This window comes from Paenibacillus taichungensis, assembly GCF_047302525.1.
Classification (GTDB): Bacteria; Bacillota; Bacilli; order Paenibacillales; family Paenibacillaceae; genus Paenibacillus; species Paenibacillus taichungensis_B.
In genome coordinates this window covers 538,771-560,966 of record NZ_CP168020.1, presented here as the reverse complement: position 1 = coordinate 560,966, position 22,196 = coordinate 538,771, and the positions used below count along the sequence as shown (strand labels likewise).

The window sequence follows — 22,196 nt, the reverse complement described above, 5'->3', positions numbered from 1 at the left end:
CGACAACAAAAAAAGCCAACCCTGTTGGCTTCTCTCATTTCCCTATCCACAGTCTCCTGTATCCACAGGAATATCTTCTTTTGGTTTATCATTCCACGGATGGCTATCCACATATCCAGCCTGTCCACACGTTCATGCACAGGCGTCTCTTCTTTTTGGTTGTATAATTGTCCACATATCCCGATATTCACATAGTTATGAACAGTTTGTCTGAAACCCAGAATTTGTCCCGGAACACATTTTCGAATTAGAAAATGATCCAGTATAATAATCCTGCCAGCGCCCCGGTAATCGGAATCGTAATAAACCACGTAATAATGATACGTCCGGCAAGTCCCCATTTCACGGCTGAGAAACGTTTCGCGGAACCAACACCCAGAATGGCAGATGTGATTGCGTGAGTTGTACTCACCGGCAGGTGGAGCAAGGTTGCCGAGAAAATAACAGATGCGGCTGATAGATCAGCTGCAAACCCGTTAATCGGTTCAATTTTGAAAATTTTGGTTCCCATCGTTTTGATGATTTTCCAACCACCGATGGAAGTACCGAGTGCCATCGCTGTTGCCGCGGAGATTTTAACCCACAACGGAACATCCAGATGATCCTGTACGCCTGCTGCAACCAGTGCAAAAGTAATAATCCCCATTGCTTTCTGCGCATCATTGGTACCATGCGTAAACGCCTGGAGCGCTGCTGTGAAAATCTGTACCGTACGGAAACCTTTGTTCACGTTATGCGGACTGCGTTTGGCAAAAATATATTTGAGAATGGTCATGACCACATAACCGATGGCAAATGCGATCAGAGGTGATAATAACAATCCTCCGACGATGTCAATAAATCCACTCCATTTGACTTTATCAGCGCCTGCGCCAACGAGTACAGCTCCTGCAAGGGCTCCAATCAATGCATGTGAGGAAGAGGACGGAATACCAAACCACCATGTAACCAGGTTCCAGATAATCGCCGCGATCAAGGTGACTATGACGACCTCGATCCCGTTATCTAGCGTGGTGGGGTCGGTTACACTCCCCCCAATCGTCTTCGCAACTCCCGTAAACATCATGGCACCGACAAAGTTCATCACCGCAGCCATAAGAATAGCTCGGCGTGGTGTCAGTGCTCGGGTCGAGACCGAAGTTGCAATGGCATTCGCCGTGTCGTGGAATCCGTTGATGAAGTCAAACGCCAGTGCAAGGAAGACGACTATACCCAATACCCAAATCGTTGTTTCCATTATTCTCTGGCTCCTTAAGAATTACGCATGATGATGGATTCAAGCACATTGGCAACATGTTCACAAGCATCCGTTGTCGTCTCAAGACGTTCATAGATTTCTTTGCGCTTGATCAATTCAATCGGATCAGGCACGGTAGCGAAAAGGTTCTTGATACAGTTGCGCAGCACTTCGTCGCCCTGGTTTTCCAGATCGTTCAAACGAATCGTGTACTCGCGAATCGCCAGCAATTTTTTCTGAGACAGCAAATGAATGGCCTTCTGAATTTCGTAAGCCGATTGGCGCAAAATTTCAGCGAATTGAACAATATATTCGTCCGGGTCAGTCAGTTGGTACATATAGAAACGGGAAGCCGTTGCTTCAAGCCCGTCCAATACGTCATCAAGTGTTGTTGTCAGTTCCATAATATCATCGCGTTCGATCGGCGTGATAAATGTCTTGTTGAGCTCTGTAATGACGGTATGCACATAATCATCACACTGGGACTCGTACTTCTTCATTTCATTGGCAAAAAGAGTCACATCCTGAAGGTTGGAAACATGTTGGGAGAAATAATCAGCCGCTTGCACGACCGTATCTGCCATGTTCTCTAGTGTCTCAAAAAATATATCCTTCTTCTTCTTAAGCTTCATAGCTCTATCCCCTTTACGAGAAATTGCCGATAACCGATGAAACATGAAATGACAACCTTTGATATCTTATCATAAATGTTTCACGGTTTGTACATAAGGCATGATCCTTTTTTATATTCTTATCACATAAATCTGAAATGAATCTTAATTATTTGGAATGGCTGGAAAAATGATGATGAAATTTTACACTGCGTTTACATTTCTCTTCAAATTGGATTAATTTTCAATTTCAACATGCCCTGCAAAGTCAGGCTGATTCGGAACGATACTAATAAAAGTCTTGCCAGGAACAAGAGCAACTTCGGACCCATTTTGCACAAATCGAATAATATCACCTGGTTTTTTGACCCACTGTCCTCGAATCATTTTGCCTTTTTGAAACAGCATGGCTTCACCGCCCTGCTCCAAATTAACGGAAATTCTGCCCACATTGTCGAGCACCTTGTGATCTGCACCCGCTACAATAATATTGGCCGCTCCGATGGGATTGCCGTTATCCAGATCCTGATCTGCCTTTCCGTTCACCAATCTCATATATCGTCCGCTAACTTCATCATAATCATACGTGACCCGGTAACTCTCCAATAAATAATGAATATCGAACTGCTTGACCAACTCTCCGGCGGACGTGGCACTTTCTTCGTTATACGTATATACAGGGGACTTAAAGTCGTGACTATAGCCTTTGGTGTCCGCGCCTTCTCTCAGCTTGTCCGCCGACGTATATAGATTGTGCGGTGCTTTACGATCCGAGGAACGCCAGAAATAAGGGCCGCTATTCGATATCTCATCCATATGCTGTTTCTGCTGCTTCTGCAAAATGGAATAGGCATCCGGGCTGCCACCCGCATGAACCAATACCCCATCGTAACTCTCACCAAGCTCGATCAGATACGGACGGATACTGCGCACGGGTCCAACCGTGTCTGCCCCGCCTTCACTTTGGAAGATGGCAATAAAACGGGTAATGCCTCCCTCAGCGAGCACTTCGATAATAATATCTGCCGCACTCAGACCTGACTGGGGCCGCGCTGCAGGTGCATTGTTAATCATAACTGCCAGCGGACGGTGCGTAATTGCTTCATCAACAGGCAGACCCGTCAGCGGTGCTGTGTAGAGCGACGTGGCAGGTACTTCCGTCTCTTGCTCTTCCTGTATGGGTGTAGGAACGGACTCCGGCTTCGGAATCTGGACCATCTCCTTATTCTGGCAAGCGACCAGACTCAGGGCCAGAATAAGCAGCGACGCCGCTGACGTCGTTTTGTTCCATTTCAATTGCTTCAATATATGTACCTCCTGAACGATATGGCTGAAATCTAGGCTGTAGTTGCTCTTATGTAAGTGACCATTTCACGTATTTCTTTCCATTTAATCACACACAGCACCATTTGTCTTCGATATGGAGAGCATTTTCTACCCTTCATTTTACGTTTGAAACTTGAGACAGGACGAAAAATATGTCCTAAATGTGAACTTCTCAAACCTTACTTAAAATTTGAACTAGATTGTGATAATAATCACAAACAGAATGACTTTTGAACTATACAATAAAGACATCAAAGGTGATCACTTAGAAAAACAAAAAAAACAACACACACTAAATTCCATGAAGGAGTGGTTTATATGTTCAGCTTCAACCAATGGCTTAGAGAAAACAAAGTGGCAATGTGGATTTTGACAGTACTTCGGGTGTATATCGGTTACGACTGGATGACACATGGCTGGGGCAAATTGACAGGTGGATTCCAAGCTGGCGGATTCCTTGCAGGCGCTGTAGGAAAAGCAACGGGTGAAAACCCAACTGTTCAAGCTTGGTGGGGAACATTCCTTGAGAACTTCGCAGTACCAAATGCAGGACTGTTCGACTTCATCATCCCGATGGGTGAATTCCTTGTAGGTCTGGGTCTCATTCTGGGATGCTTTACAACACTGGCAGCACTGATGGCGATGGTCATGAACTTCGCGTTCCTCTTCTCGGGAACAGTAAGCACGAATGCTCAATTAGTTCTGATGGAAGTCTTCCTTGTAGTCGCTGGTGCAAATGCTGGTAAAATCGGTTTGGATCATTGGGTAATGCCTTACCTTCGCGGATTGTTCACTAGAAATAAAGGCAGCCAGCCTAAAGACACACCAACAATAAATCATACGCACAAAACAGCCTAAATATTAAATAGACATTTTCTTCCGGTCCTGCTCCCCTCCCCCTGGAGAGCAGGACTTTTTTGTTTTTTTATATATGCTTGTATGTCATCTGACTTGCCCATCGACAGAAACACGTATTATGATGAACATATCGATCGATTACAATTAAAGGAGTACATGACATGCCAACCCAGCGCCGTCTTGAAACCGATGCCGACTTCCAAGAAGCCATGGAAATGAAGCATAAAGTTCGTGTTTTTAAAGATAATCACCAGATTGATTCCGGTGGCGTCATTATCCGTTTTGACAGCAATACCGTTGTTATTCAGTCCAGTGTAAGTGAACTAGCATATCACTCGCGTACAGCATGTGAGCTTTTCGAGATTCGCAAGTGATTATACTAAATTGCAGAATGCTCAAGTTATAGAAAAAGGTTCCTGAGGCCCATTACGCTGGCCGCAGAAACCTTTTTTGGTTCAGCTAATTCATAACCTAAGTCTGTCTGGTCGATGAACTAGGTGTATTTGCAAAATAAAACTCAAAGACTTGTTCACATACTCTTGTTTGTTCCAAGTTATACGCCGTCACCAAACTGCCAGCAGTTTAAACTGAGCGTACCGTAAGGATACGACTGGAATAGACGTTTTGCAGATCGAGACATATCAGCCGTACCCATAGCATAGAACAAGGGCGCAACGTGCTCCGTTCCATAAGATGGAACCGCCGTGCGGGCATGGGGCGCTTTTTTGTCATACTGAAACAGCTCTCTCGTATTCCACTGCTCAAGCCGCTCGCCAATCCAGTTATCGAATTCCACTGCCCAGTCTTGCGGTTCATCATTAGTGCCAAGCATGCGCAAGTTATGAACCGTTCCGCCACTGCCAATGATCAGCACATTATCATGACGCAGCTGCTCCAGCATCCGGCCTATATCATACTGTTCCTGCGGGGAACGCAACGAGTCGACAGATACCGCAATAACAGGAATATTCGCCTCTGGATACATGTGTAACAGCGGTACCCATACCCCGTGATCCAATCCCCGGCCTCGAACCGGTTGATGTGGAAGATTACTACGAGTGAACAGAGCGCAGATCTCATTCGCAAGGTCTGGCTGACCAGGAGCCGGGTAATTCATTGTATACATATTAGAGGGAAATCCGTAAAAATCATGCAAGGTCTGATGTGTATCATCCATTGTCACGGACGGTTCGGGACGATCCCAATGCGCCGTAAATACAACAATGGCTTTCGGAGCCGGCAGCCTGTCTCCAAGCTGGTTCAAAAAGTGAGTGTAGTCATTGCTCTCCACCGCCAGAGCGGGAGAACCATGCGCAATGAATAGTGCGGGTAATGTCATTGCTGCCAACCTCCAGACACGGATAGGATGCTTACCCTTCTATTTTACCCCGAAGAAGGCGCTTTTCCAAGCTAACATCCCAATCAGATGCAATATGGACGCGCATGTTGCCTTATGGACCAATCCATGTTGGCTATAGAATGCTCCAGCCTAATCATAGAGATCGATATTTAGTCCTCTTAGATCATCCAGTGCTGCCAATCCTGTTCAATCTTCTGACGCTCTCCCAGCCATTCTCTCGTACGCGTAATCAGCTGTTCACGCTCTTTACCGGAAGAGAAGGTATGATCGCCCTGGAAAATAATCTCCTTGTCGCAGCGGCCTTCCTGGCGCATCCAGAATACCTTTTGATACAGGAACGCGTAATCCACAGGAATGATCTCATCCGACGTGCCGTGCACCACCAGAACATCTCCGTTAAATTTAACGGCTTCCTGGTATGGCTGATGTTCAGCCAGTGATTCAAAGAATGCTGGTGTAAACTTATAACCGAGATAATCAGCAGATCCCAGTTTCACCCCTTCATCATACACATCACGTCCCGTAATTTTCACAATATCATTGAACGGATATCCCACGGATGACCACATGACGAGATTCTTGACCCGTTTGTCACGGACAGCAGTCAGCAGAGCAACAGCTCCACCCAGACTATGACCGATCAGCGTTACACGGGTTGGATCTACATCACTGCAATTTACCGCATAGTCCAGCACAGAACGTGTTTGGGTAATCATGGATTCAAGTCCTTCAGCTCCATACTCACCGCTGCTCTCCCCGCAGCCGATGTAATCGAAGCGCAGCACCAAATATCCATCTTCGGCCAGCTCACGGGCGGTCTTCACAAAGAGACGATCCACACCGATCCGACTTCCTACGAATCCATGGCAGATGACAGCAAGAGGCACGCGCTGTTGGTGATTTCCCTCCTTAATGTCTTTGACGACCGGATAATGAATCGTGGCTGTTAATTCTTCTTGCCCATGACGAATACTGATCTGACGCTCCATGCCTATTTCCCCTTTCCATTCTTCCCTGCTCATGTTCATTTTGTTAATCATATATAAATCCGATAAGTTTAATGTGTATTAAGATGATATTAGTATATTATCATCCTGAGAACCTCAAGTCAACGTGAGGAAATGTCCATTTCCAGACGTACCTTGTCTACATTTTATCGGCAATTTCACAAAAAAAATGAGCCAAGCTGACAACAGCTGACTCGAATCATTTCTAATATTTGAGACCATTACTCATAACTTCGACGGAACATCTCATGAGTCTCCACTCGCCCCTGCCATTCATGTTCATAAGCCGAATTCGAGCTCCCCCAGAAGCTCCCTGACTGAAAGGTTCCATCTGTATACTCTTCCGCATATTCAGCATCCTCCAACGTCTCATCCATTGGCACAACCTCATCCGTTACTCCGCGGGAGTTGCTGTTCAGCAGCAGCTTCCTAGTTAATTTATCCGTTTGTTGATCCATAACCTGCCACGCTCCAATCCCTGGTTTCTGTTGGAAATGCTACTATTGTGGTGGAATCGGCTGCACTTTATTCATTCTTCACACAATCGTTGGAACTGGGCGATCCCTTACGCATATTAACGGCCAACCACGGAGAACCTAATCAATATAACATAGCCAACATTTGCCTCCGATTCCTTCTGGCGAAAGGGTTGAATTCATGGAACACATCTTGGATTGGATTCGTATTCACGGAAAACTGGTACTGCTATGTACCTGTGTCATTCTGGCCTGCGCAGGGCTATGGTCGAATCGTAAACAGTTGTTTTATAAGGAATGACTTTGCGAAACGAGAGCCCTTCCCGTATACTAAAATACCGTCAGGGTCTCCAGATCACCGGGGATCAGAACGTGTGTAGACAGGGGGAGCAATCATTGGGGATTTCCTATAAAAAGTTGAAAGAAATACAGAATCGGCAAATGACCGAAATGAGTAAGATGACACCGGAACATGTAAAACTGTTTGATCAGATCAGCACCATTGCGCGCCAAGCACCTGCCGATGAGAGAACGCAGGAAGAATGGATTCTCTCTGCTGGAAGAGCCATCGTACAAGCTCAGCGTGACGGTAAGCCTGCTCGCGAGTTATATGGACCTGATCTGGAACAACATATCTATTCACAACTAGGAGTAGCAGACAATAATCCGGCTGCAACTGCTAGTGAATCAAATATGGACTCATCCAGAGCTTCAAGTACGGCCGTACAGGGCTCCGGAAGCAAATCCAATGAACGCAGTACGTCAGCCAAGAAGACAGCAGCAGTTGAAGCGGAACCTGCGGAGACTCCGGATCAAGTTAAACGGACGCCCAAATGGTACTTCATGATCTCTTGGGCAGCTTTGTCTTTTGTCATGCTGATTCAAGGTGCGGTTGGGCTATTTATTGGCTGGACGGGTGGAGATACGGAACCATTTAGCCATATCAGCTTGTTCTCCCTGATCGTTGCGGCGGTTGGGGGGATTGCACTGGTTGAAATGCTTCGTCGCCTTGCTGAGCGTCCAGATGATCAGGGAGCAGACAAGACTGCCAGACCACAGGTCAATCTTCGCGGGATCGTCATCTATATCGTTATCGTTGTGCTTGTCTTATTTGTAGGATATCCGCTGCGTGACAGCCTTCCCGTATTTACGCTGGCTCCGTGGATTAGTCTCGTAATCGGGATTGTGGGATTGGCTACGTTGAGACCACTATTTGGACAAAAGAAAGCGTAAGGATGGCCCTTTGTGGAGAAACAACATTTGGGTATATCGTACAGTTATGTGGTGTGCGAAGATGAAGTACGAGTGAAGTACGACAATTCGGTGATGAGATAGAATATCGAGTGTCAAAAAAGGGGCCATTCTGGCCCCTAGCCAGCTGTTGAGAATTCTCGACAGCTATTTTTATTTTCAGACCGTCCAGTAAAACCTCATAATGCTTTTAATCTAGCAGAGGTAAAGGTGATTACGTGCTACACCTTATGAGTAACCTTACATACGGCCAGTAGCTCGTTTGAAACTGAATCCATTTCCGAAAGGAATGGCCTTGTCATACTTCATATAGATGATCCACAGGGCCCGTAGAGTCTTTCTCCATTTTGAGCTGAATGCGATGCTTGATCTCCTTGCCCGGGGTCTCTCCGAATTCTCGCTTATACATCCGGATAAAGTAGTTCACTTCCATACCAACCGTCTCCGCAGCCTCTCTTACACTTGCTCGTGGGTGCTTGTTCAGCCATTCCGCCGCCTTCTGCAAACGCAATCGCTGCATGTACTGATGTCCTGTCACCCCATGCCTCTGGTGAAATAATCGGTTCAGGTGCTGCACCGAATAACCAACGGCCTCAGCTACATGCTTCAGCAGCAGATCATCCTGGTAGTGCGTGTGCATCAGCGACACAGCTCGGGTGAATGCTTCATTTGCCGATTCGGACTCGCGCTCTGAACGTGTTAACGACCTACTCCTTGCTTCTCGCTCTTCTGTCTCATCATGCAGCGTGAGGGTGGACCGTGACATGTCCAGAATAAGCTGGTAGATGATCGTTGAACTGTTCCACATTTCAGTCATCCCATCGTCCAGTGAGTGCCAGATAGCCGTCACTCGTGACCAAAACTGTTCAAATTCGGACAAACGCAGTGGCCCCATCGCCAGTAGTCCCGCCGACCGAAGCACCATCCCCGCCGCCTCTCCACCAATGCCGATATATCCAAGTTCTCCGTGTGTTTTAGAATGTGGAATATACTCATGGGCAACCCCAGGTTCCATCACGAACAGTTCACCCGCCGATACTGTCCACGCTCCTTCACCCGGTACCTTAAATTCCCCCTTGCCGCTGCGTAACAAAAAAAGCTGATACACCGGAAATCCATCCGGTCTGAACTGAACCTTCTCTTCTTGTGTCCCTACACAATACAGATACAGAGGCAACCGGGAATCCGGCAGGCCGGTCAAGCGAAATGCAAGCATTCCATCATTCCTTTCGGATCATGCTCTTCTTCCTCCTATTATCCGTCGATATGCCCCATTGCAGCAACGGCCAAAGGAACCTTTTTGGTGACAGGATTTTTATAAAGAATAAACGTGTTCTCACATGCGAAAATTAAAGCCTCCCTTTCACTTTTCCAAAGGGAGGCTTTAACAAACTTTGTTTAATAAATACTTATTTATTTCACACTGAACGGTGGACTATTTAGATATCCATCATTCAAACCATATAAGTTGAGAATTAAATTTTTTTATTTATGCTTCACTACTACTTTAAAGTCTAATAATCAATTACTACCTGTAGATGAAGTTTGATTATTCGTGCTATTGCCATCTTTACCATTTGGGCTTACCTCAGTATTAGGTGTGCCTGTGCCACCCTGATTTGTATTAGAAGTCGGCACTGTGAAAGATCTTGATGCTGCGGAAGTTGAATTTTTATTAGTTGTCTGATTACCAGCTACAGAGACAACATAGATGATATAATCCTTTCCTGCTTCCAAATCAGCTCCATCCGAGTCTTTTGCATTTAATCCTAAATTCGCCGTAAAATTATCGGCAGTATTTATGTTTCCAGAAGGTTTTGTTAAATCGAAGGATGTTTTCGATGCTTTTACAATATACAAATTATAACCGGAAATCCCATCCGTACCACTAGGCATATTGAAACTTACATTGATCCCCGTTTCAATACTTGCCGTTGCCGTTACATCGGTTGCAACAGGAACTTGAGACTGTTTTTTAGCATTAATTTTGAAAGTAGATGAAGTCATACTTGAATCCCGTTTGCTATCAGAAGATTCTGATAAAATATATGCAGTATACAATTTACCTGCTTCAATATTTTGACCGTTAATGTCAAGCAGAGCATTTGAAAGTAAAACTGGACTACCATTTATTCCTACAGATCTACTATTATTAGCTAATGCAATATTCTTTGCCATACTTAGATTAAATGTGCTTCCAGTCGGGGCAATCATTAAAACATAACGACTGATCCCTACCTTTGAAGCTGGTTCCGTATATCTTAAAGTTACATCCGTTGCATCGCCAGCAGCTTGCTCTTCATTTTTAACTTCTACATCAGTGATTTTAACTGCTCCAACAGCACTTGTTACAGACAATTTAATATCAGCATAAGCCGTGGACAGCACATTGGAAGAGTTGCTGTTATTGCTTACTGCGAGCACAAATATACGATAGTTTTCATCATTGAGAATTTTTGTACCATCTGTTGCTTTTACATCATTTAAAGTCAAAGTATAATTTCCGCTTCCGTTAGCTTTATTCACAACCTTATAGTTTGGATTCCGATTTGCTTCTGCCAAATCGAACCCACCCAAGTTCGCCGTTTTGACTACGAAAACACGGTAATGATAAACATTCGTCTCATTAGACGATCTATTAAATGTCACCTGCAAATCACTACCGTCTCCATTATCTCCGATGTCCGTTGCATTCACGTAGGTCGGAGCGGCCACAGTCGAGTTCTGTACTAGCGTAATTTGTGAAGAATAAGATGACAATGCATTCTGGCTGGAATTGCCACTATTGCTTACCGACAGGACGAACACACGATAAGAAATACCATTAGTGATTCGAGACCCACTAGTATCGACCGTATTGCTAGGAAGAGTAAATGACTGATTTCCACCCGTCTTGCTCACCTGATAATAATTGTTCGATGCATTAGCTGCGCTCAGTGTGAAGCTGCCTGCATAAGCAGAACGTACCACATATACCCGATACGCTGAAACGTTAGTTTCATCCGAAGCTCTATTAAACGAAACCTTCAGGTCACGTCCATCGTTGTAGTCACTCACATCAGCCACTCCGATGTTGCTTGCGACTCCAACATTACTATTCGTTGTCAGTCTCAACAGCGTCGACGAGGAAGACAGCGCATTCGTATATCCGTTCTGCTGGTTGCCTACAGCCATAACGTAGATCCGATAATCCTGTAAATTCGTTACGTTATAACCACTTGTATCCTTCATGGAAGATGGCAGTGTTGTTGTAATATTGTTGCCTGTTTTGTTCACGTTATAGTACAAGCTGGAAGACAGATTGCTCGCCGTAGTCAGATTGAAGCTGCTGGATACCGAGTTCCGCACTACGAAAATTCGATAGTTAGCAACTTTAGACTCATCGGATGAACGGTTGAAGCTCACCTGAATGTCACGACCGTCTCCATAATCCGAATTATCTCTCACTGATGTGATAACAGGTGCTGTTGCTGTGTTTACGCCCAACGTGAGCGAAGAGGATACTGTGGAGAGTTTATTGTCTGCTGTTGCCGCATTCGAGCTCACGGATACAATGTAGACGACATAGGATGTGCCGTTTTTGATCAGTTCCCCAGATGTATCACGCGTCGAGGAACTTAGCTGGGTTTTAACCGCTGTGCTGTTACCTTTGTAGATAATGGTTGAATTAGAGCTGGACACATTGTTGGCCGTAGTCAGGTTGAATGAAGAAGCGTCTTTCGCCTTGACTACAAAAGCACGGTAATACGTAATATTGGATGTTGTACTCGGCTGTGTGAAGTTAATTTCCAGGTCACGTCCATCGCCATAGTCACTGATATCTGCGATCCGCAGACCTGTGACAGGTTGAACCGTTGTTTTTACATTGTTTAGTTTCAAAGACTGGGAAGACCACGCCAGCAGATTTTTGTAGCTGTTGTTGCTATTTCCCATTGTAAGTACATACAGACGATAGGTTTCACTTGTGTTTAACAAATCCCCGTTCACGTCGCGTGTCTGAGCATTCAGCGTCAATCTTGGATCAGTGCCATTTGGAGAAATGGATGTGTAATTACCGGATGGTACGACCGATGCCGCAGACTCATTAAAGCTGTTTACATCACGGGTTTTCACCAGCATCACACGATACTGGGATACAGCTTTTTCGGACGTCGGGCGTGTGAAGCTTACAGTCAGGTCACGACCATCCCCATTGCTTCCGGATACTGAACCGTAAATGTTCCATGCTGCATATTTCGTCTCATCCACAGGAGGTGTGGACGTTGTTTTGATATCTACCCGCTGATTGCGGGAATTCCAGAATACTTTCTCTCCAAAAGCTTCACTGACAAAGCGAATCGGAACCATCGTATTCCCTTTGATTGTGTTCGCAGGAACATCCAGTGCGATCGCTTCGCCGTTGATGTAAGCCGTTTTGGAACCCAGCGTCAGTGAAACCTCCTGATCTCCCCGGCTCGCCGTGATCGTTTTGGTTTTATTGGTGTACTTTACCGTGGCATCCAAGCCTTCGAAAATGGAGCGCAATGGAACTAGTACACGTCCACCTTTCATGACAGGGGCCTGCGCGGACGACAACTCCGCATCGTTGATATATATACTAATTCTTGCAGCTGCATCCATAACTGACGTTGGAAGTGCAGACATCAACATAGCCGATACGGCCAGTGCTGACATCACCTTTTTCACTTGACGTCCTCCAGCTTTTCTCATATCCAATATCCCCATTCTCTTCATTATTTAAGTTAAAATGTGATCGTTGTTGAATTTCATTTTATTCCTGTAATTTCCTGTGCACATCTAAGACGTATGAACATCAGTAAAAGTTTCCAATCCCACAAAAAATATTTTCGCAGAAATGCCCTTCCACCATCTACCCTCCAAAGGTTAAAAATAACAGAAGAATTTGTCATTATTCCGCAACAACATCCTTCCCAAATTCGTTTAATGTATAGTGAATAACAACCTATTATCTTTAAAATTACGGGAGGTTCACACAGATGACATCATCGTATTTATCTGACCAACGCAAAGGGATGCGATTCTTCATCACAGTCCTTACCATTGCTACAATTTTTACAGGAACCGCAGCTACATCTGGAGCTGCTACTACCGCTCCTTCAAGCCTGGATACCAAAGTAACTACCAGCAGTTCAACCGCCATATATAAAACATTTCAGTCCATGCTCAAAAAAAAGAACGGCTTACCCGCCGCTGACACCTTTCTGGAATCCAATATCAAAAAGGTAACAACGCATCACGCTACCCTGATGGTGCTTCAATTGGAGAGTGCGCGTCTGAAGGCTCTAACCTCCACGACGGACCGTCTGCTCGTTCCTAACGTTCAGGACAAGATGCTCAAGGTATACCAACCGAACGACAGCTTCACCAAACTCATGGAGCGTTCCCAGGACTCCGATCTGCGTGTACTTTTAAAAGAAGCCCGTGACAGCGGCTATCGCCTCGTCATGCTCGAAGGCTCCCTCTATCCCATTATGAATTATGCGGCACTCGTGAAATATACCTCTGATATTACAGAGGATATCTCAAGCTACATCAGTATCATGACGAAGGAAACGAAAAACTTGCCTGCGGATGACGGAGCTCTGGTCATTGGCTATCAGGAAATTCTCCTTCGAGCACTCAGCCAGGAAAGATTTCTGGAGCTGTATCCGAAATCGAATCGGGCCAAGCAGGTGCAGGATCTGTTGAACAGTTATACCCTGTATACCTTTTATGGGCTGAACAATACACCGCTGTTTGATTATGACACGAACAAAATGGTTGCGAACGCCCAAAGAGGATACAACGGCGTCTTGCAGCGTCTTGCATCCGTAGATAGTGAATTCCTCACCAAGCTGGATGCCTTTATGGATGTGGTTAAGGAAGCGAAGTATGAGAAAACAGCTGCGGTGGAGAAATGGCTGGAACAGAATGTTCCGACCGGGGCGGATGCCGGCTACTAAATGCTTCATGATATTAACCACCTAATGAACGCAAAAGAACCGACATAGGATTCGCTCCCATGTCGGTTTTCTTTGGATTCTATCTATGAATTGAATCTCCTACTCCAGGCTAACTCAGAGTTGAGAACTACAGAATTGGCTTGACCATATGGTTATACTCATGTCCAGCAATAACAATCACTTCATCCTTGATATAGCCCTGCCGTTCGTACAACATCAAGGCCCGGCCATTGTCCCGTTCAACAATGAGGGATACCTGGGAGTGTCCAAGTTCCCTTCCCTGCTGCTCAAAAGCAGCCATCAAGGCCTTGCCGATACCCTGCCCCTGATATACTTCGCTTACGGATAGAGTATCCAGATAATACTCCCCGGGACGGGTTTCTTTGACCAACGTATATTTCTCATCTGTACTCCGACCAGGCCGATCCAGAATCGGCTGATCCAGAAGATCTGCCTCACCGCCATCATACGCTACCAGTATTCCAGCGACCTGTTCGTTCTGCTCCATTACCGTTATATTGCGATAACTGATCCGATTGTCTTCCTGCACGTAAAATTGCTGCAAAATCTGCATCGCTTTCTCATGCTCACCTTCACCCGCCAGAGCATAGGCAATATCACCAATCGCCTGATAAAGCAGAGGAATGACTTGTGCCACATCTTCTTTGCGAGCAGGTCTCAACAGAGGCTGTGCCTCACTACGGTCCGACTTCATATTGGAATGATTCATCAGATTAACATGTTGAACAGATTAAGATTTTTGTTCAGTTCGGTATACGCGAGGCCTTTACGATTCATACGTTCAATCAGCGGCTGGTAATCTTCCTTGTACATCAACTCGATGCCCACCAAGGCAGGTCCATTTTCCTTATCATGCTTCTTCGTATATTCAAAACGGGCAATGTCGTCATTGGGTCCCAATACTTCCACAAGGAATTCACGCAAAGCTCCCGCACGTTGTGGGAAATTGACCATGAAATAATATTTCAGACCTTCGTAGATCAACGAACGTTCTTTGATTTCCTGCATCCGATCGATATCATTGTTGCCGCCGCTGATCACACAGACAACCGTCTTGCCCGCAATCTGTTCGCGATACTGCTCGAGTGCAGCAACCGCCAGAGAACCGGCAGGCTCCACAACAATTGCATTTTCATTATATAGCTCCAAAATGGTGGTGCAAGCTTTGCCCTCAGGCACCTTCACAATGTCGTCCAACGTGCCGCTACAGATGTCGAAGGTCAGGTCACCAACACGTTTCACCGCAGCACCATCCACAAATTTATCAATATCATCCAACGTGACAACCTGCTTGCGGAACATCGCCTCACTCATGGAAGCCGCACCAAGTGGTTCTACGCCAATGATACGCGTTTCCGGGCTAACCGTCTTCATGTAGGTTCCAACGCCAGCAGCCAGACCGCCGCCACCAATTGTGACGAATACATAATCCGCTTTTTCATCCAGACTCTCCATGATTTCCATCGCTACCGTACCATTACCCGCAATGATCTTCGGCTGATCGAACGGATGTATAAACGTCATACCCTGTTCATTACACGCACGCATAGCTTCTTCATAAGCATCGTCATACGTATCACCTGTCAGCACAACTTCAACATTATCTCCACCAAATCGACGGACCTGTTTCACCTTCTGGTTTGGAGTTGTGCTCGGCATGAAGATTTTGCCATGGATGCTAAGCGCGTTACAGGAAAAAGCAACTCCCTGCGCATGATTACCCGCGCTCGCGCAGACAATGCCTTTCTCCAGTTCAGCCGGAGTCAGACTACGAATCATGTTGTAAGCTCCGCGAATTTTAAACGAACGTACCACCTGCAGGTCTTCCCGTTTAAGATACACATTACAGTTATATTTGGCCGACAATACAGCATCCCGCTGCAATGGCGTTCTTACAATGACTTCACGCAGCACATGGTGTGCGCGCACGATATCTTCCATGCCAACACCGGTACGGCCGGGATTGGCAGTTCCCGTTGGTTCTTGTTCCACTGGTTTCATCTCTTATCCACACTCCGCTTATCTTGGTTGGCAATGCAAGCATTGCTTTTTCTTTTTATTGTATCACTTTTGTTCTGTTCTTGCGCCTGAGCTCGCATCATTTACCATTCGCAAAATTTCATCAACAATGACCTGAGGATCTGTAAACATGACCATATGGCTGGATTGATCAGCTCCGATCCATTTTGCATTCGTTAAAGTACTCACAGTCCTGCGGTGTGCCTCCATAATAGCAGGTCTTATTTTACGTTCTCCCATGCCCGTTTTCGTACCTGAGATAATGCTGACCTCCAGATCACCAAGATCGAGAGGGGTAACCAGCAAGGAAGCCAAGTCATTCAGAAAAGGTTTCGATTCCGCAACCATTGTCCTGGCCGCCTGTACGGTGAAATCCTCTGCACCGTGATCCCTGACAACATCGTCAGGCTGTACACTTCCAGGTCTGCTGCCTACTAATCTGTACAATCCTGTACGTGCCATGAGTGGAATTAGGAGACTGTTCAAGGCAAAATTGAATTTGGCTGCTTTGGAAAAGTACAATTCGCAATGCTCGTCTGAAGGATCAACCATGATGATTCCCCTTAATCGTGACAGGTTCGAGGCCGCAGCTGCTCGTACAATGGGGCCTCCCCAGCTGTGCCCTACCAATATGAACGGACCTGGCCCCAATGCAGTCAGCAGATCGTCAAGATCTTCTGCTATTCTGCGAAGTTTGCGCGGAGACGAATCGACTTCACTTCGTCCTGTGCCCGACCTGTCGTACACGACGGCACGTGCATGTTCAGCAACAGCAGGTGCTACCAGCCCCCAGGTCGATCGTGAGAAGCCCATACCGGACTCAAATATAACTATCAGATCGCCTGTTCCTCTGGACATATAATGTAATTTGCGACCATCCCGGGTCTGAATAAAGGCACTTGAACCAAAAGAATGTGAGCTATGGCTAGGCTTCATCTTCCCCTCCTGAATACACGCATAGTCATAACAAACCGAATCTAAATGAAAATGATTATCAATTACTTGATTATAGATTATTCAACTCTTTAGGACAAGGCGTAACGTCGCTCTGATTCAATAAAAAGTGAATCGTTGGAACTTGGAACGAATAGCATGCTGCTCGGTTCGTTAAACCGTAAAAATGGCAAAAAAAGGGGTGTCCCAGTCATTTTCATGACCTATGGGACATCCCTTTAAAAGAAGTATTAGAGCAGCCAGTAAAATTTTTTAAGCCTGAGTCTTAAACCAAGCCGCAGCAGCTTCCGCCTCGGTACGAGTCAGTTGATGCCCCTGACGCTCCAAGTGCATATGCACGGCTGCACCCGCACCGCTAAGCAGTGAGGCCAATTCATCCGTTTCACGTTTCGGCACAATTGGATCGTTCTCTCCTGCTCCGATAAATACAGGCAGCCCTTTCAGGTCTGGTAATTCCAAACCGTGAAGTGGTACCATCGGATGGTGCAGAATCGCTCCTTTGAATACGTCAGCCTGATGGAAGATCAGACTTGCTGCGATGTTTGCTCCGTTGGAATAGCCCAGTGCGAAGACATTGGCACGATCAAAGCCATACTCCACAGCAGCTGCATCCACAAAAGAACCCAATTCCGCTGTCCGTGCAATGAGATCCTCTTCGTCAAACACCCCTTCCGCCAAACGGCGGAAGAAACGGGGCATTCCATTTTCAGATACGTTACCACGCACCCCCAGAATACCAGATCCTGGGGCAATCATCTCGGCCAGACCTACCAGATCGTTCTCCGTTCCACCTGTCCCGTGCAGCAACAAAAGTGTGGGTGCATTTGGCTGAGAACCTGCTTTATAAATATGTTTCATTGTATTAGTAGTACTCATGATTTGGACTCTCCTTTCCATTCACGTACTTGAATAGGTGGCAGCAGCTGTTCAATCTGCTCACGCTGTGGTTCGTACCATTCAGGCAACATCAGCTTTTGACCCATGCTTTCCTGTGGTTCATCCCGTGCAAATCCTGGAGGATCAGTAGCCAGTTCAAACAGTATACCTCCCGGTTCCCGGAAATACACAGCGTTAAAGTACTGGCGGTCAATGACCGGAGTTGGATGATAACCGGCTTTTTGAAGCTCCTGCTGCATTTGTTCATGCTCGACATAATCTTTTGCACGCCATGCGATATGGTGAACCGTCCCTGCTCCGCCAATTCCCCGCTGGATTCCAGTCGATTGAATGTCGATGAGTTGACCGATGTCACCACTCGCCTGCAGACGAATGATTCCATCCTCTTCTCCTACTTGCTCCAGACCGAGCATCGTTATCAGCACATCCGTTGTTTTGTCAGGTACATGGCTGAATAGTACAGCTCCACCAAAACCTTTGATGGCATGTTCAGACTGCACACCGTTGAATGCCCACTGACTTGGCTGGCCTCCATCACGCTCGACCAATTCGAGCAAGAGACCCCCTTTATCGAAGAAGCGAATGTACTGCTCGCCAAATCTTGTTTTATTTTCAAATGGAATATCGAAGGATGTCAGACGTTCTTTCCAGAATGGCAGACTACCCACCGGAATCGCATATACGGTTACGCCAGTCTGTCCTGCACCGATGACACCTCTTCTGGCATTTTGTTGAGGGAAGAAGGTGATAATAGTACCCGGTGCCCCATCCTCATTGCCATAATACAGATGGTACACATCCGGTGCATCAAAGTTAATCGTTTTTTTCACCAGTCTCAGTGCCAATACACCTGCGTAAAAATCAACATTTTTCTGTGCATCATCTACAAAAGCCGTAACGTGATGGATTCCTGAAGTTCTGAACATAATCTCCACTCCCTTAGTTTTATTTGGTTCATTGTTATATTTAGCAGTTTGTTATGCATCGCTTTTTGTTATTTATCTTAAAATTAAGATTCTTTAAATTCATATTAATCCATTGGCCCTAAATAAGCAAGCTTTTGTTTTGAAGTTAAGATATTAATGGACTTTAACCTGCTAATACCGCCTGAGTATACCGACATGGACAAAAAAACAGGTCCCGATCACTCGGAAACCTGTCTTCCTTGAATCTTATTCAATTGCCGCCACACAACATCAAACCTTATAATCTCGCATTACGTTATTAGGTTAATTTTAATCGCTTAGACGGTTGGACCAGATCTTTGCCATCATACTCATCCTTGATATCTCCAACAATTTCTTCAAGGATGTCCTCCATCGTAACCAGACCAACCGTTTCCCCTTCTGCATTATGCACCGTGGCGATATGGGAACGACTTTGCTGCATTTGGACCAAGACATCCTTAATCGGCGATAACTCCGAAAATTTTAACATGTCGTGTACAAACGTATCCATGTTGAACTCCCGGCCTGCTGCAACACTCGTAAGCATTTCCTTAGTATGGATAAATCCAATGAATTGATCCTGATTTCCTTTTTCGATCACCGGGAAACGTGTATATTCATGCTGCTTTAGAACCTCGATCATACGTTCCAGCGGCATTTCTTTGTCCAGCGTAACGATTTTTTCTTTGCGGATCATAATCTCCTGAAGCAGACGCTCATCAAAAGCAAAAATGTTTTTGAGGTAGTCCAGCTCTGTCTGATTAATTTCTCCACTCTCATAACTCTGCGCCATAATCAGCTTCAATTCCTCTTCGGAGTGAACCGTATCGTGACCGGCAGGTTTTATACCAAAGATGCCAAGCAATAGACGGGCAGCCCCATTCAGCGCGTAGATGAACGGATTCATGATCTTACCAAACCAGTACAGCGGTGGTGCAAGCAATAGTGTCATCTTCTCTGCAAACTGGATCGCCAGTGTTTTCGGTGCCAATTCACCAATAACGACATGCAGGAACGTGATGATTGCCAGGGCAATCCCGTAAGAGAGTACCGTTGACAACGCCGCTGGGACTTCCAGTCGCTCAAACAGCGGGTGCAGCATTTTCTCAACAGTTGGTTCACCCAACGCACCCAATACCAGCGCTGTGATCGTGATACCCAATTGACACGCAGATAGATAATAATCCAGATTGTGAGCCACTTTTTTGGCTAATACCGCTTTTTTGTTCCCTTCCAAGATCAACTGATCTATTCGGGACATCCGTACTTTCAGAATTGCAAATTCCGCTCCAACGAAAAAGGCGGTCAGACCTATAAATACGGCTACTAAAAATAAGTTTAAGGCTATTATTCCGTCCAATGATTTCCCTCAATATGAGGGATTCACCTCCAAGTTAATCATTTTAATTTAAGTTTTCAAATAAAATTGCTTAGACACTCCGATGACAGAATACCCTTCCAACCGCTGTTATCCCCAGATTTTTAATTGTATATTTAAGAGGAGAAAATCCGGTGATAAAGGCGGACGCTTCGCTTTTTCAGTCTTTTCTGTCCTCTCCGTTATCGCAAAACATATTTGAAAATCTAACGTTTTAGCAGTGTAAAATTGGTTTACAAACGCGAGCGCTTCGCTTCTTCAGAATTGATTCCGTCCCCTTCACTGTTACGCTGCCATATCGTAAAAAAATAATGAGGGCAGTAGCAGTGAGGAAAGCACTTTTAGTGTAATCAGATCAGGCCAGGTCACTGGAAGATTCATCGACCTGAGCACCGTTTACACGTTCAAGCAGAACCTGCTTAATGTGAAAATTTTCTGCGTCCACAACGGTCCAGACGTAATCACCGTGTTCTACCGTATCGCCTTGTTCCACACCGACACCCTTCTGGAACTGAATCCATCCGGCCACGGTATCCATCTCTTCATTGCCTTCAAAGACAAGCCCAAACTGCCGCTCCAACTCATCCAGCAGAACCCGGCCGTTAATGAGATATTGGTGCTCTCCGGTTACCTGAATGTCAGCAACTTCATCAGCGTCGAACTCATCCCGAATCTCGCCGACAAGCTCCTCCAGAATATCCTCCATTGTAATGATTCCCGAAGTACCTCCGTATTCATCCACGACCACAGCCATGTGCACGCGTTCCTGCTGCATCTTGATCATGGCATCCTGGATACTTGTAACTTCAGAAACGAAAGGAATTTCGCGAACAAAATCGATAAGTTTGTGCTCCCTAAGGGCAACCATGTCAGGCAAAATCTTTTTCACATTCACTATACCGACAATTCGGTCCTTGTCCCCATCCTCGATGACGGGATAACGTGAATAATTATGCTCATCCAATATCGGAATGATATCGTCGTAAGTCATATTCTGATTCAGTGTCACAAGCTCTGTCCTCGGAACCATGATGTCTTTGGCATCACGCTCATCGAACACGAATACGTTTTCCAGATACGAAAGCTTGGTCTTGTTGTTCTCGTCTCCTTCATAACTCTGGTTCATGATGATTTTGATCTCATCCTCCGAGTAGGCCTGTTCATGCCCGGCAGGCTTCACGCCAAATGCCCTAAGAAGCACGCGGGATGCACCATTCAGCGCCCAAATGAAGGGATACATAATTTTTCCGAACCAATATAGCGGCGGCGAGAGCAACAGCGTCAATTTTTCCGAAAATTGAATCGCCATCGTTTTGGGAGCCATCTCCCCAACCACGACGTGCAGGAACGTGACAAGGATAAAGGCAATCGCATAGGAAGCAACCGACGATATGGAAGCTGAAACGTCCAGATAATTAAATACCGGGTATAACAACCTCTCAACGGTTGGCTTACCGAGCGCCCCCAATCCAAGGGCAGTTACGGTAATACCGAGCTGGCAGGCTGACAGATAATAATCGAGGTCCGAGACTACTTTCTTGGCCAATATGGCTTTTTTATTCCCCTCGGCAACCAGTTGATCCACTCTTGATGTACGAATCTTAACCACAGCGAACTCAGATGCAACGAAAAATGCGGTCAAAGCAATCAAGATAATGAGTAATACAATATTTAATATGGTGATTATGTCCAATGATTTCCCCGCTTCTCAGGGATTCACCTCCAGAGATAGTTACAGTGTGATCGGTTAACTTGATTAACCATTCAACAGCTGATTGACGTTCAATATGGCGTATGCCTTATATGAAATCGATAAATGATAAAGTGTGTATAGGTTGTACTTTGACCTTGTAAAATTGCAAAACAGGAATTCAGGATGAAGTCAATCACT

The 22,196-nt window shown here is 45.7% G+C and carries 19 protein-coding genes; 4 read left to right on the top strand and 15 right to left on the bottom strand.

Annotated features, from left to right (window positions below):
• Positions 1-247 precede the first annotated feature (247 nt).
• The 3 genes from ACDJ58_RS02650 to ACDJ58_RS02640 form a co-directional block, all read right to left on the bottom strand.
• On the bottom strand, positions 248-1,237 hold the full coding sequence (locus ACDJ58_RS02650; RefSeq protein WP_063568079.1) for an inorganic phosphate transporter: 990 nt from the start codon (positions 1,235-1,237) through the stop codon (positions 248-250).
• A gap of 14 nt (positions 1,238-1,251) precedes the next feature.
• Entirely contained in the window at positions 1,252-1,869 is a 618-nt protein-coding gene (locus tag ACDJ58_RS02645) for a DUF47 domain-containing protein (RefSeq protein ID WP_063568078.1), read from the bottom strand.
• A 216-nt stretch (positions 1,870-2,085) separates the two neighbouring features.
• Positions 2,086-3,153 (bottom strand): DUF3048 domain-containing protein, encoded by a 1,068-nt coding sequence (locus ACDJ58_RS02640; RefSeq protein WP_413375242.1) that lies wholly within the window; start codon positions 3,151-3,153, stop codon positions 2,086-2,088.
• Positions 3,154-3,492: 339 nt separating this feature from the next.
• On the opposite strand from ACDJ58_RS02640, the gene ACDJ58_RS02635 reads away from it, so the two are divergent.
• The gene (locus ACDJ58_RS02635; protein WP_413375240.1) at positions 3,493-4,032 is read left to right on the top strand and encodes a DoxX family protein; all 540 of its coding nucleotides are present in this window, start codon (positions 3,493-3,495) and stop codon (positions 4,030-4,032) included.
• Positions 4,033-4,193: 161 nt separating this feature from the next.
• On the top strand, positions 4,194-4,406 hold the full coding sequence (locus ACDJ58_RS02630) for a hypothetical protein (protein WP_063568075.1): 213 nt from the start codon (positions 4,194-4,196) through the stop codon (positions 4,404-4,406).
• A 179-nt stretch (positions 4,407-4,585) separates the two neighbouring features.
• Here ACDJ58_RS02630 and ACDJ58_RS02625 read toward each other — a convergent pair whose 3' ends face one another.
• From ACDJ58_RS02625 to ACDJ58_RS02615, 3 genes are all read right to left on the bottom strand, one after another.
• Positions 4,586-5,371 (bottom strand): DODA-type extradiol aromatic ring-opening family dioxygenase, encoded by a 786-nt coding sequence (locus ACDJ58_RS02625; RefSeq protein ID WP_413375238.1) that lies wholly within the window; start codon positions 5,369-5,371, stop codon positions 4,586-4,588.
• A gap of 179 nt (positions 5,372-5,550) precedes the next feature.
• Positions 5,551-6,381, bottom strand: a complete 831-nt coding sequence (locus tag ACDJ58_RS02620) for an alpha/beta hydrolase (protein WP_063568073.1) — start codon at positions 6,379-6,381, stop codon at positions 5,551-5,553.
• A 239-nt stretch (positions 6,382-6,620) separates the two neighbouring features.
• The gene (locus tag ACDJ58_RS02615; protein WP_413375236.1) at positions 6,621-6,857 is read right to left on the bottom strand and encodes a hypothetical protein; all 237 of its coding nucleotides are present in this window, start codon (positions 6,855-6,857) and stop codon (positions 6,621-6,623) included.
• 414 nt (positions 6,858-7,271) lie between these two features.
• Between ACDJ58_RS02615 and ACDJ58_RS02610 the strand changes: the two genes are divergently transcribed.
• Positions 7,272-8,108 (top strand): hypothetical protein, encoded by an 837-nt coding sequence (locus ACDJ58_RS02610; RefSeq protein WP_413375234.1) that lies wholly within the window; start codon positions 7,272-7,274, stop codon positions 8,106-8,108.
• Between the two features lie 316 nt (positions 8,109-8,424).
• Here ACDJ58_RS02610 and ACDJ58_RS02605 read toward each other — a convergent pair whose 3' ends face one another.
• A complete protein-coding gene (locus ACDJ58_RS02605; protein WP_413375232.1) occupies positions 8,425-9,342 on the bottom strand; it encodes an AraC family transcriptional regulator in 918 nt (305 codons plus the stop codon).
• Between the two features lie 305 nt (positions 9,343-9,647).
• The gene (locus tag ACDJ58_RS02600; protein WP_413375230.1) at positions 9,648-12,836 is read right to left on the bottom strand and encodes a stalk domain-containing protein; all 3,189 of its coding nucleotides are present in this window, start codon (positions 12,834-12,836) and stop codon (positions 9,648-9,650) included.
• Positions 12,837-13,123: 287 nt separating this feature from the next.
• On the opposite strand from ACDJ58_RS02600, the gene ACDJ58_RS02595 reads away from it, so the two are divergent.
• Positions 13,124-14,089, top strand: coding sequence for a hypothetical protein (locus ACDJ58_RS02595; RefSeq protein WP_413375228.1), 966 nt, complete (start codon positions 13,124-13,126; stop codon positions 14,087-14,089).
• A gap of 127 nt (positions 14,090-14,216) precedes the next feature.
• On the opposite strand, the gene ACDJ58_RS02590 is transcribed toward ACDJ58_RS02595, so the two are convergent.
• The 7 genes from ACDJ58_RS02590 to ACDJ58_RS02560 all read right to left on the bottom strand — a co-directional run bounded on the left by ACDJ58_RS02590 (position 14,217) and on the right by ACDJ58_RS02560 (position 21,998).
• Positions 14,217-14,804 (bottom strand): GNAT family N-acetyltransferase, encoded by a 588-nt coding sequence (locus ACDJ58_RS02590; protein ID WP_413375226.1) that lies wholly within the window; start codon positions 14,802-14,804, stop codon positions 14,217-14,219.
• Positions 14,805-14,818: 14 nt separating this feature from the next.
• Positions 14,819-16,111, bottom strand: coding sequence for a threonine ammonia-lyase IlvA (gene ilvA, locus ACDJ58_RS02585; RefSeq protein WP_379448235.1), 1,293 nt, complete (start codon positions 16,109-16,111; stop codon positions 14,819-14,821).
• 63 nt (positions 16,112-16,174) lie between these two features.
• Positions 16,175-17,065: an alpha/beta fold hydrolase gene (locus ACDJ58_RS02580; protein ID WP_413375224.1), complete on the bottom strand. Its 891-nt coding sequence runs from the start codon at positions 17,063-17,065 to the stop codon at positions 16,175-16,177.
• Positions 17,066-17,335: 270 nt separating this feature from the next.
• Positions 17,336-17,941 carry an alpha/beta hydrolase gene (locus ACDJ58_RS02575; RefSeq protein WP_413379433.1) on the bottom strand — a complete coding sequence of 202 codons (606 nt, stop codon included), beginning with the start codon at positions 17,939-17,941 and terminating at the stop codon, positions 17,336-17,338.
• A gap of 14 nt (positions 17,942-17,955) precedes the next feature.
• Entirely contained in the window at positions 17,956-18,906 is a 951-nt protein-coding gene (locus ACDJ58_RS02570) for a ring-cleaving dioxygenase (RefSeq protein ID WP_413375223.1), read from the bottom strand.
• 298 nt (positions 18,907-19,204) lie between these two features.
• Positions 19,205-20,287 carry a hemolysin family protein gene (locus ACDJ58_RS02565; protein ID WP_413375221.1) on the bottom strand — a complete coding sequence of 361 codons (1,083 nt, stop codon included), beginning with the start codon at positions 20,285-20,287 and terminating at the stop codon, positions 19,205-19,207.
• A gap of 373 nt (positions 20,288-20,660) precedes the next feature.
• Positions 20,661-21,998 carry a hemolysin family protein gene (locus ACDJ58_RS02560; RefSeq protein ID WP_413375219.1) on the bottom strand — a complete coding sequence of 446 codons (1,338 nt, stop codon included), beginning with the start codon at positions 21,996-21,998 and terminating at the stop codon, positions 20,661-20,663.
• Between the last annotated feature and the right edge of the window lie 198 nt (positions 21,999-22,196).

Excerpts from the sequence above, each read along its gene's own strand:
- ACDJ58_RS02650 (WP_063568079.1), bottom strand. The coding sequence starts at position 1,237 with ATGGAAACAACGATTTGGGTATTGGGTATAGTCGTCTTCCTTGCACTG.
- ACDJ58_RS02645 (WP_063568078.1), bottom strand. The coding sequence starts at position 1,869 with ATGAAGCTTAAGAAGAAGAAGGATATATTTTTTGAGACACTAGAGAAC.
- ACDJ58_RS02635 (WP_413375240.1), top strand. The coding sequence starts at position 3,493 with ATGTTCAGCTTCAACCAATGGCTTAGAGAAAACAAAGTGGCAATGTGG.
- ACDJ58_RS02630 (WP_063568075.1), top strand. The coding sequence starts at position 4,194 with ATGCCAACCCAGCGCCGTCTTGAAACCGATGCCGACTTCCAAGAAGCC.
- ACDJ58_RS02625 (WP_413375238.1), bottom strand. The coding sequence starts at position 5,371 with ATGACATTACCCGCACTATTCATTGCGCATGGTTCTCCCGCTCTGGCG.
- ACDJ58_RS02620 (WP_063568073.1), bottom strand. The coding sequence starts at position 6,381 with ATGGAGCGTCAGATCAGTATTCGTCATGGGCAAGAAGAATTAACAGCC.
- ACDJ58_RS02615 (WP_413375236.1), bottom strand. The coding sequence starts at position 6,857 with ATGGATCAACAAACGGATAAATTAACTAGGAAGCTGCTGCTGAACAGC.
- ACDJ58_RS02605 (WP_413375232.1), bottom strand. The coding sequence starts at position 9,342 with ATGCTTGCATTTCGCTTGACCGGCCTGCCGGATTCCCGGTTGCCTCTG.
- ACDJ58_RS02600 (WP_413375230.1), bottom strand. The coding sequence starts at position 12,836 with ATGAGAAAAGCTGGAGGACGTCAAGTGAAAAAGGTGATGTCAGCACTG.
- ACDJ58_RS02595 (WP_413375228.1), top strand. The coding sequence starts at position 13,124 with ATGACATCATCGTATTTATCTGACCAACGCAAAGGGATGCGATTCTTC.
- ACDJ58_RS02590 (WP_413375226.1), bottom strand. The coding sequence starts at position 14,804 with ATGAAGTCGGACCGTAGTGAGGCACAGCCTCTGTTGAGACCTGCTCGC.
- ilvA (WP_379448235.1), bottom strand. The coding sequence starts at position 16,111 with ATGAAACCAGTGGAACAAGAACCAACGGGAACTGCCAATCCCGGCCGT.
- ACDJ58_RS02580 (WP_413375224.1), bottom strand. The coding sequence starts at position 17,065 with ATGAAGCCTAGCCATAGCTCACATTCTTTTGGTTCAAGTGCCTTTATT.
- ACDJ58_RS02575 (WP_413379433.1), bottom strand. The coding sequence starts at position 17,941 with ATGAAACATATTTATAAAGCAGGTTCTCAGCCAAATGCACCCACACTT.
- ACDJ58_RS02570 (WP_413375223.1), bottom strand. The coding sequence starts at position 18,906 with ATGTTCAGAACTTCAGGAATCCATCACGTTACGGCTTTTGTAGATGAT.